Annotated in this window: 11 protein-coding genes; 7 read left to right on the forward strand and 4 right to left on the reverse strand. The window is 71.0% G+C overall.

The genetic code is table 11. The features are described 5' to 3' along the window. Nucleotides 1-36 precede the first annotated feature (36 nt). A complete protein-coding gene (locus L3Q67_RS03160; RefSeq protein ID WP_499188102.1) occupies nt 37-2,901 on the reverse strand; it encodes an ATP-binding protein in 2,865 nt (954 codons plus the stop codon). Between the two features lie 341 nt (nt 2,902-3,242). Between L3Q67_RS03160 and L3Q67_RS03165 the strand changes: the two genes are divergently transcribed. Beyond that, on the forward strand, nt 3,243-4,784 hold the full coding sequence (locus L3Q67_RS03165; RefSeq protein ID WP_499188103.1) for a S8 family peptidase: 1,542 nt from the start codon (nt 3,243-3,245) through the stop codon (nt 4,782-4,784). Nucleotides 4,785-5,109: 325 nt separating this feature from the next. On the opposite strand, the gene L3Q67_RS03170 is transcribed toward L3Q67_RS03165, so the two are convergent. Beyond that, nucleotides 5,110-5,529, reverse strand: coding sequence for a YciI family protein (locus L3Q67_RS03170; protein WP_499188104.1), 420 nt, complete (start codon nt 5,527-5,529; stop codon nt 5,110-5,112). 108 nt (nt 5,530-5,637) lie between these two features. On the opposite strand from L3Q67_RS03170, the gene L3Q67_RS03175 reads away from it, so the two are divergent. Together L3Q67_RS03175 and L3Q67_RS03180 are read left to right on the forward strand one after the other, a co-directional pair. After that, entirely contained in the window at nt 5,638-6,345 is a 708-nt protein-coding gene (locus L3Q67_RS03175; RefSeq protein WP_499188105.1) for an SRPBCC family protein, read from the forward strand. Nucleotides 6,346-6,430: 85 nt separating this feature from the next. Continuing rightward, entirely contained in the window at nt 6,431-6,802 is a 372-nt protein-coding gene (locus L3Q67_RS03180; protein ID WP_499188106.1) for a hypothetical protein, read from the forward strand. On the opposite strand, the gene L3Q67_RS03185 is transcribed toward L3Q67_RS03180, so the two are convergent. Beyond that, nucleotides 6,741-7,415, reverse strand: coding sequence for a GNAT family N-acetyltransferase (locus L3Q67_RS03185; protein ID WP_499188107.1), 675 nt, complete (start codon nt 7,413-7,415; stop codon nt 6,741-6,743). The genes L3Q67_RS03180 and L3Q67_RS03185 overlap by 62 nt on opposite strands. Nucleotides 7,416-7,500: 85 nt before the next feature. Between L3Q67_RS03185 and L3Q67_RS03190 the strand changes: the two genes are divergently transcribed. The 4 genes from L3Q67_RS03190 (at nt 7,501) to L3Q67_RS03205 (ending at nt 12,089) form a co-directional block, all read left to right on the forward strand. Then, nucleotides 7,501-8,934 (forward strand): amino acid permease, encoded by a 1,434-nt coding sequence (locus L3Q67_RS03190; protein ID WP_499188108.1) that lies wholly within the window; start codon nt 7,501-7,503, stop codon nt 8,932-8,934. Continuing rightward, complete coding sequence (locus tag L3Q67_RS03195; RefSeq protein WP_499188109.1) at nt 8,931-9,710, forward strand: carbon-nitrogen hydrolase family protein; 780 nt, start codon at nt 8,931-8,933, stop codon at nt 9,708-9,710. The genes L3Q67_RS03190 and L3Q67_RS03195 overlap by 4 nt, the downstream gene beginning before the upstream one ends. Beyond that, a complete protein-coding gene (locus L3Q67_RS03200) occupies nt 9,707-11,398 on the forward strand; it encodes a flavin monoamine oxidase family protein (protein ID WP_499188110.1) in 1,692 nt (563 codons plus the stop codon). The genes L3Q67_RS03195 and L3Q67_RS03200 overlap by 4 nt, the downstream gene beginning before the upstream one ends. A gap of 70 nt (nt 11,399-11,468) precedes the next feature. Next, nucleotides 11,469-12,089 carry a TetR/AcrR family transcriptional regulator gene (locus tag L3Q67_RS03205; RefSeq protein ID WP_499188111.1) on the forward strand — a complete coding sequence of 207 codons (621 nt, stop codon included), beginning with the start codon at nt 11,469-11,471 and terminating at the stop codon, nt 12,087-12,089. A gap of 269 nt (nt 12,090-12,358) precedes the next feature. Here L3Q67_RS03205 and L3Q67_RS03210 read toward each other — a convergent pair whose 3' ends face one another. After that, a complete protein-coding gene (locus tag L3Q67_RS03210) occupies nt 12,359-13,702 on the reverse strand; it encodes a PucR family transcriptional regulator (RefSeq protein WP_423581563.1) in 1,344 nt (447 codons plus the stop codon). Between the last annotated feature and the right edge of the window lie 8 nt (nt 13,703-13,710).

Consider the following 13,710-nt stretch of genomic DNA (forward strand, 5'->3'; position numbering starts at 1 on the left):
GAAAGGCCGCCCGGCGCCGGGCGGCCTTTCGTTTTTTCACCGCTGCCGATCCGATGGCGAACGCAGGTCCGCACGTGAGTGCAGATCGAGTTTCCGCAGCACGTTCGCCACGTGCTGTTCCACGGTCCGCCGGGAAAGGAACAGCACTTCGGCGATCTCGCGGTTCGTCGATCCGCCCGCCACCAGTCGCGCCACATCCCGTTCCCGCGGCGAAAGTTCGTTGCCGTACCCGCGCCTGCCCCGCCGCGAAGGCGCCACCACACCGCTCGCGCGCAGCAGGTGGCGGCAGCGCGCGGCGTCCCTGGTCGCCCCGAGCGCGGTGAACTCCTCGGCCAGCGCCGCGAGTTCACCGTCGGGCGCCGGTGCGTTTTCCAGCAAGCGGACCCCGACCAGTGCGGCGTAATACGGCGCGGGAAGGGCCGCGTAGCCCGCGCGCGCCTCGGTGAGGAAGTCGATCGCCGCAGCCGGGTTCTGCCGGTGCAGTTCGACGATGCCGCGGGCTTCGGCGAGCGCCGCGTCGGCCATCGGGGTGTCCCTGCCCTCGATGCCGTCGGCGAACTCGGTGGTCAGCGCGGCCGCGGCGTCGGTCCGGCCCGCGGTGCAGTAGGCGATCACCGCGGGTGGCACCAGCTCCCCCGCCCAGGCCCAGACTCCCTTGCGCCGCAACAACCGCAGCCCGTCGTCGGCCGCCGAAGCCGCCGCCGCGACGTCCTCCTTGGCCAGCAGCACCCGGATCGTGCCGCCCCAGGCGTCGAGCACCACCGGCGTGACCGCGTTCTCCGCCCGCCCGGTGCCCGAGTCGATGAAGTACCGCTCGGCGCGTTCCCATTCGCCCTTCGCCACCGCGAGCGAGCCGAGGACCAGGGACAACTCGTCGGCCACCGGCCGCAGTTCGTGGTACTCCTCCAGCAGCCGCCGCGCCCGCTCGGTCACCGAATCCCAGTCGCCGGTCAGCCAGTCCAGGTGCATCCGGGTGGCGCTCGCGATGCTCACCAGGAACGAGGCGCCGCCCTCGTGCGCCAGCCGGATCCCGGTGCGCAGGTGGTTCTCCGCCTTGCGCAGGTGCCCGGTCCAGGCACACGCGTCGCCGATGTTGCAGTGCGCCCTGGCCAGTTGCTGCTGTTCGGCCCGGCTTTCGGCCCGCACGGGCAGCCGGGTCAGCAGTTCCCAGGCGCCGGGGTCGCCGATGTGCAGCCGCGACGGGCCGTTGCTGGCGATCAGCGTCAGCAGCACCCCCGGATCGGTCACGTCCTCGATCAGCGTGTCCACTTTGGACATCCAGCGCAGGTGCTCGGCCAGCGGGGTGGTGCCGATGAACGGCTGCGCCAGCGCGGACATGCCCCGCAGCGCCAGCGCGTCGCGTTCGCCGAGCTCGTGGATGGCCATCTCGATCTCGGTGCGCCCGGACTCCTGCCCGCCCTCCTGGCGGATCAGCAGCAGGCCGAGGTTGAGCCGCACCTGGCCGTGGCTGTCCGGCGCCAGCCGCCGGTCGTTGAGCAGGCCCTCCAGCACCTCGATCACCTCGTGCTGCTGCGCCACCCCGAGCACCGCGACCCGGCTGAGCTTGACCGCCAGCCGGTCGACGTCGGCGTCGGCGAGCAGGCCCTCGGTGAGCAGGTCCTTGAGCAGGCCGGTGGCCGTGGACGGGTCGCCGACCTCGACGGCCCGGTCCGCCGCCGCCTCGCCGTGGCGCAGCCAACCGGCCTGGTCGCCACCGCGGCGGCTGTGCTCGGCCAGCCGGACCAGCGGTGGCGGTTCCGCCGTGGCCAGCGCCACGGCCGCGCGCTGGTGCAGCGACTGCCGATCCGGCCCGGCGAGCGTGCGGTAGACCGCCTGCTGCGCGAGCGTGTGCCGGAAGCCGTACCGGCACGGCCCGCTTTCGAGCAGCACCTGGGTGTCGAGCAGCCGGGTGAGCGCCTCGTCGGCCCGGGCGGGCAGCAGTCCGGCGACTTCGGCGAGCACCTCGCGAGTCGCCGGTGTGCCGAGCACGGCTGCCGCGTACGCCAGCCGGCGCGCGGGGATCGGCAGTCCGGACAGCCGTTCCAGCATGGCCTCCCGCAGCAGCGCGGGCACCTCCGCGGTGTCCAGCAGGCGTTTCGCGGTGGCGCCGTCGGAGTGCACGGCCCCTTCCGCGCCACGCAGGGTGCGCAGGGTTTCCTCGACGACGAACGGGATCCCGGCGGTGCGTTCGTGCAGCAGCGCGGCGAAATCCGGCGAAACCTCACGCCTGCCGAGGATCGCGGTGGTCAGGCGGCGCACCCCTTCGGCGTCGAACGGGGTCAGCTCCACGACCTCGCTCGCGGTACCCGGCGCCGGGCGGAACGCGCGGCCGAGGGTGATACCGCCGGGCAGTTCCTCACGCCGGTAGGTCAGCAGCAGGCTCAGCCCGGGCGGCAGGTCGGCGGTGAGGAAGCGCAGCAGTTGCCGCGAACCGTCGTCGGACCAGTGCAGGTCCTCGACCACCAGCACCGCGGGCCCGAGCACGCCGAGCAACTCCCGGACCGCACGGAACATGCGGTGTCGTTCCGACCGCGAGTCCGCCGCCTCGGGTGGGTCCGGCAGGAACGCGGCCAGTTCCGGCAGGTACGGCCGCAGCACACCGGTGACCGGGCTCAGCTCGGCCGTGGCCAGGTGCGAGCCCGCCTCACGCAGGGCTTCGAGGACCACGCCGTACGGGAACGGCTCGCGCATCGGCTGGCAGTACCCGACCAGCAGGCGGCGCGCGGCCACCTCCGGCAGGCGCAGCAGCTCGGTGAGCAGGCGCGTCTTGCCGATGCCCGCCTCGCCTTCGAGCAGCACCACGGCCGGCGGCCGGGTCACCGCGGCGGCCAGCGCCCGCAGTTCGGCCTGACGACCGACCAGCACGGGCGAACTGGATTCCGGCACCGCGTTCCGCGACATCACCACTCCCGGAAGATTCTCCGGACCGCGATGTCCGGATCACCGCCGAAGCTTAGGCGCTGTCCGGTGAGTTTGGTCGATGGGCTTCGTGATCCAGGTGGTTCCTGGCGGTGCGGGCGATTCGGCCTCGTACTGGCCGTACTCGGCCGAACTCGCCCGTGCCGCCAGGGGCCACCTGGGCGCGGAGAGCGCGACCTTGGCTTGCCGGACCGCGCCTAGCTCGGCTGCCAATAGTTACGTACCTGTACGGAACATCGCCTCGCTTGTTCGCGCTGTTCAACCGCCCGACGCTGATCACCTGGTCACCGCCACCGGGTGGCCGAGCGGAGAGGAGTGGGTGAATGCGTGCACAACACCGGGCCTGGTCACGGGCACTGGTCGCCGGATCGGCCGCGCTGGTCGTCGCCGGGCTGGCGAGCACCACGGCACAGGCTCAGGAGGGCGCGGTACGGGGGGCCGGGCAGCCGGGAGCGATCGACGGCAGCTACATCGTGGGGCTGAAGGACGGAGCCGGGATCAGCAGCGCGGGCGCGCTGTCGAGCCGGTACGGCGCCGAGGTGAAGCTGACCTACCAGACCGTGCTCAACGGCTTCTCCGCCCGGATGGACGCGGGCGACGCACGGCGGCTCGCGGCCGATCCCGCGGTCGCCTACGTGCAGCAGGACGGCATCGCCCGCGCCGACGGCACCCAGGACAACCCCACCTGGGGTCTGGACCGGATCGATCAAGCGGCGCTGCCGCTGGACAGGAAGTACACCTACCCGGACCACGCGGGCGCGGGCGTGACGGCCTACGTGCTCGACACCGGCGCCCGGCTGAGCCACCAGGAGTTCGAAGGCCGCGCGCAGAACGGCTACGACTTCATCGACGGCGACGCGGTCGCCAACGACTGCAACGGCCACGGCACGCACGTCGCGGGCACCATCGGCGGCAAGAGCTACGGCGTGGCCAAGAAGGTGAGCCTGGTCGCCGTGCGGGTGCTGGACTGCCAGGGCAACGGCGAGTGGTCGCAGGTCATCGGCGGCATCGACTGGGTGGCCAAGAACGCGAAGAAGCCCGCGGTGGCCAACATGAGCCTCGGCGGTGAGGCGAACAGCGCGGTCGACGACGCGGTGAAGAAGGCGATCGGCGCCGGGATCACCTTCGCGGTGGCATCGGGCAATTCGAACACCAACGCGTGCAGCACCAGCCCGGCACGCACGCCGGAGGCGATCACCGTCAACGCCACCGACAGCTCGGACAACCGCTCCTCGTTCTCGAACTACGGCAACTGCACCGACATCTTCGCCCCGGGCACCTCGGTCACCTCGTCCTGGTACACCGGGGACACCGCGACGAACACGATCAGCGGCACGTCGATGGCGACCCCGCACGTCGCGGGTGCCGCGGCGCTGCACCTGGCGGCGAACACGTCGGCGACCCCGGCGCAGGTCCGCACCGCACTGGTGCAGGGCGCCACGCACAACGTGGTGAAGAACCCGGGCTCGGGCTCGCCGAACGAACTGCTCCGCGTCACCGGCGCCACCCCGCCGCCGACCTGCGCGGGCGCGACGAACACCGACGACGTGGCCATCCCGGACGCCGGGGCGGCGGTCACCAGCTCGGTGGTCATCGCCTCCTGCGAGGGCAACGCCACCTCGGCCACCAAGGTCGCCGTCTCGATCCGGCACCCGTACACCGGTGACCTGGTGATCGACCTGCTCGGCCCGAGCGGCAAGGCCTACAACCTCAAGCAGGCCGGCGGGAACAGCTCGATCGACCTGAACTCCACGTTCAGCGTGAACGCCTCGGCCGAGCCGAAGTCGGGCACCTGGACGCTGCGGGTGCGGGACGTCTACGCCTACGACATCGGTTCCATCGACTCGTTCGGGGTGAGCTTCTGAGGCGCGCGGATCTGGGTCTCCTCGGCTCGGCGCGTTGCCGGCCGTGCAAGATTGGTCCACTGTGGAATCCGCGGCCGTGTCGCTGACCGCTCGCTACGGCGGTGAGGCCTTGCCGGTGACCGTGATCCGATAAATGCCGGCCGCCTCGGCGAACCGGACCGCGGACCTCACGCTGGTGGCCGGCGGGTGACGTGAGCGTCGCGGCGTCGCCGTCCTCGGGCACCGGCGGCTTCGGCGACCAGGTGAGCACCACGGTCCACACCCTGACCACCAAGTAGCTCCACAAGGGACGGTGGCGTCCGGTGCGCCACCGTCCTCCCGCGCGTCAGGACGGGCTCATCTCCCGCAGCCGGTCGTTGGCCTCGCGCAGTTCGGGGGTGAGCGCGTCGCCGAAGTCGTCGGCTTCGACCACCTGCCGCAGTTCCAGCACGGTCCGGCCGTCCGCGGGTGCCGGGCAGCGCCGCGCCCAGGCGACGGCCTCTTCCCGCGACTTCACCTGGATCAGCCAGAAACCCGCGACCAGTTCGCACGGCTGGGGGAACGGCCCGTGGTCCACCACGGTCTCGTCCGCGGTGAGCGTGACGCGGGTCCCGCGCGAACTCGCGTGCAACCCCTCCCCGCCGAGCAGCACACCCGCCTTCACGAGCTGCTCGTTGTAGCTGTACATCGCGGCCAGCTCGGCTTCGGTGGCGGCCTCGCCCGCCTCGCTCCGCTCGTCCGCCTTCATCAGGATCATGAACCGCATGACGTCGACCTCCATCTTCGGCGTGGTGTTGCCGACGCGTCGAACTCGCGTGGCCCGGATCGACAGCGACCCGTTGACAAGTTTTTTCTTCGGTGGAACGGTGGCCGGATGCCCCGCGAGTTCGAGATCAGCCGCCAGGTCACGCTTCCCGCGACGCCCGCGCAGGTGTGGGCGGCGATCACCGCGGGCACCTCGGGCTGGATGTTCCCCACCGAATCCGACGAGGAGGCGGAGGGCTACCGCCTCCTCGACGACCACCAGGTGCTCGACTGGACGCCGCCCGAGCGGTACGCCCTGCGCGCCGAGCAGCCGGACGGTTCGTTCAACGCGCTGGAGTGGGTGATCGAAGGCCGCGCGGGCAGCACCGTGCTGCGGTTCGTGCACAGCGGGATGCTCGCCGACGAGGACTGGGACCACGAATACGACGGCGCGGCCAAGCACACCGACTTCTACCTGCACACGCTCGGCCAGTACATCAGCCACTTCCCCGGCCGCGCGGCCACCTACGTCGCGGCCGACGCGCCCGACGCTTCCTCGGCACCCGACGGGTTCACCCGGCTGCTGCGGGCACTGGGCGTCAGCGAAGTCGGCGACAAGCTCGAAGTCGGCCTCGCCGGCGAACCGCGGACCGCGGTGGTCGACCACCTCGACGACTGGTTCCTCGGCCTGCGCACCGACGACGCGCTGTACCGGGTGTTCGGCCGCAACGCCTGGGGCGCCCCGGTCGGCGTGAGCCTGCACCTGTTCTCCCGCGACGCCAACGCGGTCAGCAGCGGCAAGGCCCTGCGCGGCTGGCTGGACACCGTGTACCGGTAGGCGTGTCCAGCGCCACAATCCACCTCGCGTCACGCTTTCGTGGCGGCCGCATCCCACTCCCGACCGCTCGACGGGAAGGGGACAGATGATCGCCGCGCACGCCACGCCCGAGGACTACGCGCGCTCCCGCGCGTTGCCCGCACCGCCCGAGGGCCTCGAGCCCACGTTGCGCCAGGCGTCCGCGCTGGTGGACGGCTTGCTGATGACCGCGACCTACACCCCGCCGCGCCCCGGTGGCCCGATCGCGCGGCGCGCGTTGCGGGAAGCCACCTGTGCCACGGTCGCCTGGTGGACGCACACCGCGGGGTCCGGGCCGAGGCGCTACGACACGATGGCGCAGGTCCGTTCGAGTGGCGCCCAGGTCGCCAGGGTCGGCCCGGAAGCTGTGCGCATCCTCACCGCGGCCGGGCTCCTGGGCGATCCGCCGGTCCGGAACTGGGGTGCGGCGTGGCGGTGAGGTCGCAGTACATGATGTGCAGCCCGACGCGACCCAGCTCGGGGTGTTCGAAGGCACCGGGCACGGTCCCGACGATCTCGAACCCGAGCCGCCGGTAGATCTCCACCGCCGAGGTGTTGGACTCGGCGACGGCGTTGAACTGCATCCCGGCGAATCCGCTGGTGCGCGCCCACTCCAGCACGTACCGGCACAGCTCGGTCCCCACGCCCTTGCCGCGCACCCGGGCGTCGACCATCAAGCTGGCCGTGGCCACGTGCGCGCCGGGCCCTCCGCGGTTGGCGCCCATCTTGGCCGTGCCGAGCACGCGACCGTCCTCCACCGCGACGACCGTGCGCCCGGGCGGCCGCTCGATCCAGCTGTCGTGCGCCTGCTCGGCGGTCATGGCCGGGTCGTAGGTGTAGGTGTCGCCCGCCCGCACGACCTCCTCGACGATCGGCCACACCTGGGCCCAGTCGGCTTCGGTGAAGTCACGGATCTGCACGAAGTTCCCCCTGGTCCGCGTGGTGGATGTCCCGGTAGAGGGCTCGAGCTCGCCGACGCCGTCGAACCGGTGCGGGTCGAGCATGCCGCCGGGTTCGTCGTCGATCAACTGCTTTGCCCGCAGCGGCGACATGCGTGACAACGAACAGCCGTGTAAGAGCCAGAACACACAATGATCTCGTGTTTTCCGCGCCAGGAACGGCAGTTACCGTGTGCCGATGCGTCAGCGAACAGATCCAGCCCACCCCGGGCTCCGCGCCGCCCTCACCCGGCGCAAGCCGGTGGACGTCCTGCTCGCCGAAGGCGGCCACGGGGAGGGCGGCACGCTCCGGCGCACGCTCGGACTGAGCCAGCTCACCATGCTCAGCATCGGCGCCACCCTCGGCAGCGGGATCTTCGTCGTACTGGGCGAAGCCGTGCCGGTGGCCGGGCCCGCGGTCGTGCTCTCGTTCGTCCTGGCCGGGATCACCGCGTTGTTCTCGGCGCTGTCCTACGCGGAACTGGCCGGGATGATCCCGTTGTCCGGTTCGTCCTACACCTACGCCTACGCCACCCTCGGCGAACTGGTCGCCTGGGTCTGCGGCTGGTGCCTGGTGCTGGAGTACGGCGTCTCCGTGGCCTCGGTCGCCGTCGGCTGGGGCCAGTACCTCAACGAACTGCTCGACCTCACCCTCGGCGTGACCATCCCCGCCGCGCTGAGCAGCCCGCCCGGCGACGGCGGCCTCGTCAACCTGCCCGCCATCGTGATCGTGCTGCTGGCCATGGTGCTCCTGCTCGCCGGCGCCAGGGAGAGCGCGCGGGCGAACGCCGTCATGGTGGTGATCAAGGTGGCCACGCTCCTGCTCTTCTGCGTGATCGCCTTCTCGGCGGTCCAGGCGGGGAACTTCAGCCCGTTCCTGCCGCTCGGCCTGGCCGGGATGAGCGCGGGCGCGGCCAAACTGTTCTTCTCCTACATCGGTTTCGACGCCGCGTCGACCGCGGGCGAGGAGGCCAAGAACCCCCAGCGCGACCTGCCGCGCGCCATCCTGCTCTCCCTGGGCATCGTCACCCTGCTCTACTGCCTGGTCGGCCTCGCGGCGGTCGGCGCGCTGAACTGGACGCGGTTCGAAGGCTCCGAAGCCGCGCTCGCCCACGTGGTCACCACCGTGCTGGACAACAAGGTCTGGGCCGCGCTGCTGGCCGCGGGCGCGCTGGTGGCGATCTCCAGCGTGGTGCTGACCGTCCTGTACGGACAGACCCGCATCCTCTTCGCCATGTCCCGCGACGGCCTGGTCCCGAAAGCACTGTCCAAAGTAGATGCCAAGTCCGGGAGCCCGCGGATCAACACCTACGTCGTCTCCGGCTTCGTCGCGGTGCTCGCCGCGTTCATCCCGCTGGGCAACCTCGCCGACGCCACCAGCATCGGCACGCTGTTCGCGTTCGGCCTGGTCAACGTGGCCGTGGTGGTGCTGCGCCGCCGCCGTCCGGACCTGCCACGCACGTTCCGCGTGCCACTCGCGCCGGTCACGCCGCTGCTCGGCGTGCTCTGCTGCGGGTACATGATGTTCAGCCTGGACGTCGCCACCTGGCTCACCTTCGCGGGCTGGATGTTGTCCGGCCTGGTGCTGTACTTCGCCTACGGCATCCGGCGATCGAAGCTGGCCCGCGCATGATCGTCGCCGCATTCCAGGGTCCCGCCGAGGATTTCCTGCCCGAACTCGCCGAAGCCGCCGCCCGCGCCCGCGGCGGCGGTGCCGAATTGCTGATCTGCCCCGAAATGGCCACCACCGGCTACAACATCGGGGAGTCGATCGAGGACCTCGCGGAACAGGCGGACGGGCCGACCGCACGCCGGATCGCCGAGATCTGCCGCGAGCACCGGCTCGCGATCGCCTACGGCTACCCCGAACGCGGCCTCGGCACCGTCTACAACAGCGTCCAGCTCATCGACGCGGACGGGCGGATCCGGGCCGGCTACCGGAAAACCCACCTCTTCGGCGACCTCGACAAAGCCCATTTCTCCGCCGGGGACCGGGCCGTCGTGCAGGCCGAGGTCGGCGGCCTCACTGTCGGGCTGCTCATCTGCTACGACGTCGAATTCCCGGAAATGGTGCGAGCACACGCCCTCGCCGGGACGGAACTGCTCGCCGTGCCGACCGCGTTGATGCGCCCGTACGAGATGGTCGCCGATGTCGTGGTTCCGGCCAGGGCCTACGAGAGCCAGCTCTTCCTGGCCTACGTCAACCGGTGCGACACCGAGGGCGAGCTGACCTACTGCGGCCGCAGCGTGGTGATGGCACCCGACGGCACCGAACTCGCGCGTGCCGGTGGTTCGGCCGAGTTGCTGCTGGCCACCGTCGACGCCGCCCGGCTGGCCGCGTCCCGCCGGGAGACCACCTACTTGGCCGATCGGCGGCCGGAGCTGTACGGAAGAAAGGCGCAAGCATGACCTCCGCCGTGCCCACCGCGATCCACACGCCCGAACCGCCGGGCGGGCCGATCACGATGTTCGGCCCGGACTTCCCCTTCGCCTACGACGACTACCTCGCGCACCCGGCCGGGCTCGGCTCGGTGCCGCCGGAGCACCACGGCCGTGAGGTGGCGGTCATCGGCGGCGGCCTGTCCGGCCTGGTCACCGCCTACGAGCTGATGAAAATCGGGCTGCGGCCGGTGGTCTACGAAGCCGACCAGCTCGGCGGGCGGTTGCGCTCGGTCCGGTTCGACGGCTGTCCGCCCGATGTGGTCGCCGAGATGGGCGCCATGCGCTTCCCGCCTTCGTCGACCTCGCTGTTCCACTACATCGACAAGGTGGGCCTGAGCACCAAGGCCTTCCCCAACCCGCTGGCGCCGGAAACCCCGAGCACGGTGGTGGACCTCAAAGGACAGAGCCACTACGCCACCTCGCCCGCCGATCTGCCCCCGGTCTTCGGCGAGGTGTCCGCCGCCTGGCACGCCACGCTCGACAGCCGCGCCGCGTTCGGCGAGATGCAGGACGCGATCCGGCGGCGGGACGTCAAGCGCATCAAGGACATCTGGAACGAACTGGTGGAGAAGCTGGACAACCAGACGTTCTACGGTTTCCTCTGCGACTCCCCGGCGTTCGCCTCGTTCCGCCACCGCGAGATCTTCGGGCAGGTCGGATTCGGCACCGGCGGCTGGGACACCGACTTCCCCAACTCCATCCTGGAGATCCTGCGCGTGGTCTACACCGGCGCGGACGACGAGCACCGCAGCATCATCGGCGGCAGCAGGCAACTGCCGCTGCGCCTGTGGGACCGCGTCCCGGCGCGGATGACGCACTGGCCGGACGGCACCAGCCTGCGCTCGCTGCACGGCGGCGCGCCGCGGCGCGGTGTCGCGCGCCTGCACCGGACCGCGCCGAACAACATCACCGTCACCGACACCGACGGCGGTATCCGCACCTACCCCGCCGCGGTGTTCACCGCACAGAGCTGGCTGCTGCTGGCCAAGATCTCCTGCGACGAGTCGCTGTTCCCGATCGACCACTGGACCGCCATCGAGCGCACGCACTACATGGAGTCCTCGAAGGTCTTCGTGCCGGTGGACCGGCCGTTCTGGCTCGACCCCGATCCGGTCACCGGCCGCGACACGATGAGCATGACGCTCACCGACCGGATGACCCGCGGCACCTACCTGCTCGACTCCGGCCCGGACGCGCCCGCGGTGATCTGCCTGTCCTACACCTGGGCCGACGACTCGCTGAAGTGGCTGCCGCTTTCGGCGGGCGAACGGGTGGAGGTGATGCTGCAGTCGCTGCGGGAGATCTACCCCGGCGTGGACGTGCGGCGGCACATCACCGGCGACCCGGTCACCGTTTCGTGGGAGGCCGAGCCGCACTTCATGGGCGCGTTCAAGGCGAACCTGCCCGGGCACTACCGCTACCAGGAACGGTTGTTCACCCACTTCATGCAGGACCGGCTGCCGGAGCGGTACCGCGGCCTGTTCCTCGCCGGTGACGACGTCTCGTGGACCGCGGGCTGGGCCGAGGGCGCGGTGCAGACCGCGCTGAACGCGGTGTGGGGCGTGCTGCACCACTTCGGCGGGCACACCGATCCGGACAATCCCGGACCCGGTGACCTGTTCGACGAAATAGCCCCGTTGGTACTGCCCGACTGAAGTCGCCCTACCCGGCGGTAGCCCCCGTTGGCGCGGGTGCGGGCGGCCGGTTCGTGCGAAAATGCCGGACATGACCACGGAGTCCGCACCCAAATGGCGAAGACTGGAACCGGACGCGAGGAAGGAACAGATCTTCGACTGCGCGGCCGAGCTGTTCGGCCAGCGGCCCTACGCCGAGGTGTCCACTTCGGACATCGCGGCGGAGGCGGGCGTGGCCAGGGGCTTGATCAACCACTACTTCGGCACCAAGCGGGAGCTGTACCTCGCGGTGATCCGGCGGGCGCTGACCGTGCCGCACTTCGCTGTGGAGATCCTGCCCGAAGGCACGCTGGAGCAGCGGGTCGACGCGGCGGTCGGCTGGTTCCTCGACATGGTCAGCCGCCAGGAGAACCTGTGGCTGGCCGCGATCGCGCCCGAGGGCATCGGGCGGGACCTGGCGGTCGAGCAGATCCTCGAAGAGGCGGATCGCGAATCGGCGGACCGGGTGCTGGAAGCCGTCGGCATCGCCGCCGACGACCCGTGCCACAGCGAGCTGAACGCACTGGTCCGTGCCTACGGCGGCATGGTCAAGGCAGCCGGACGGGAATGGCTCGTGCGGGGCGCACTGACGCGTGAACAGGTGCACGCGCTGCTCAGCAAAAGCCTGCTCACCCTGGTCAGCGACGTCTTCGAGGAAATCCGGAAGCCCTGATCGGCGGCGTGGTCGGAGGAGACCCGTGAGCCGTGGTCAGGCGGGGACCACGCGGCTCGCTGATCCGGCAAGCAGGCATCCACCTTGCCCCGAAAGCGCCCTCATCGGCGAGACGGCCGAGGCCACCCCGCAAACCGTGATCACTCGGCGCCCTGACCTGGCAGGCAGCCTCCCTGCCCGCGAAAGCTCGTCCTCATCGGCGAGGTAGTCGAAGCCACCCCGCAAGCCATGGTCAGTCGGGTCAGTGAGGTGGCCGAAGCAAGCCGTGGTCAGGCGGGTGAGCGTCGCGAGCGTGGCGGTCCTGGCGGGGTGACCGGGCCGCTGTGGGCGGTGCGCGGTACGGGCATCACCTCGGCCAACCGGTACCGCGCCCAGGCGCCGTTGGGGCCATCGCCTGTCTCGCGGCCGTCTCGGGCGATGCCCGGTCGGGGTTCGCTGCGCAGGATGAGCTCCATCTCGAACCGCGCGTCCGGGTCCTCCAGGCTTTCGCCGAAGGTGGCCTGCAGCTGGCGCATCCGGTACCGCACGGTCTGCGGGTGCACCTTGAGCCGCTCGGCGATCTCGAGCACATTGCCCTGGGCGTCCAGCCAGGCCCGCAGCGTCTCGGTCAGCCTGCCGCGCTGTTTGTCGGTCATCCCCCGCAGTGGGGCGAAGTGCCGCTCCCGGAGCTGCGCGATCAACCCCTCGTCGGAATGCAGCAACACGGTGGCCAAGTGCTCTTCGGCCCGGATCAGCCGTCGCGCCGGGAGCAGGCCTTCGCCGGTCAGCGCCAGCGCACGACGCGCCCAGCGCAGCGAATCTCCCGCCGCCTCCAGCGGGACCGCAGGACCGGCCGACAGCCGGTACCCCGGCAGCGCGTTCTGGATCGCCGCCAGCCGGGTGTCCGCGGGCTCGCCCGGCACCAGCAGCAGCGGTTCGGGTGCGTCCAGCTCGGCGAGGATGTCCTCGTCCAGCGCGGGCATCCGGCGTGACACCCCGCCGGGTGTGCGGACGGCCACCGCGAACAGCTTCGCGGGCATCGTCCACCCGATGAGCTGGGCCAGTTCGGCGATGGCTTCGCGCGGCGGCTGCGGGCGCTCCAGGATCAGCTGCAGCAGTCGCCGGCGCCAGGTCTCCAGCGCGCCCGCCGAGCAGGCCTTGGCCTCCAGGTAGCCGTCCAGCGCGATCGAAGCCAGTTCGTCCATGAACGCGAGCATCGCGTCGGCCAGTTCCGACATCACCGCCGAGGACAGGCCCGCCCGCCTGCCGACCAGCATGATCCGGCGCCAGGCCACCCGGGCGCCGACCCGGTAGGCGGCCTGCAGCGTGTCCAGGCTGCGGCCCTCGCGCATCTCCAGCTGGCCGAGCTTGCGGTGCACGTCGAGCAGTTCCTCCTTGATCGAGCCGGGATCGGCGATCTGGTCGACGAACAACGACATCGCGCAGTCCACCCCGGCGCGGATGGAGCGCCCGTACGGACCGTCGAGCGGACGGCCGTACTCGGGGATGACCGTGCGGATCTCCTCCACGATCTGCCCGCCGAGCGTGGGCAGTTCCGGGCGCAGGATCTCGGCCAGCCGCCGGGGAAGTACCGGGCGGGTTTCCACGGAGTTCAGCCCGCGCTCGACCGTCATCGCAGCTC

This window comes from Saccharothrix sp. AJ9571 (genome assembly GCF_021725495.1).
GTDB classification, from domain to species: Bacteria; Actinomycetota; Actinomycetes; order Mycobacteriales; family Pseudonocardiaceae; genus Amycolatopsis; species Amycolatopsis magusensis.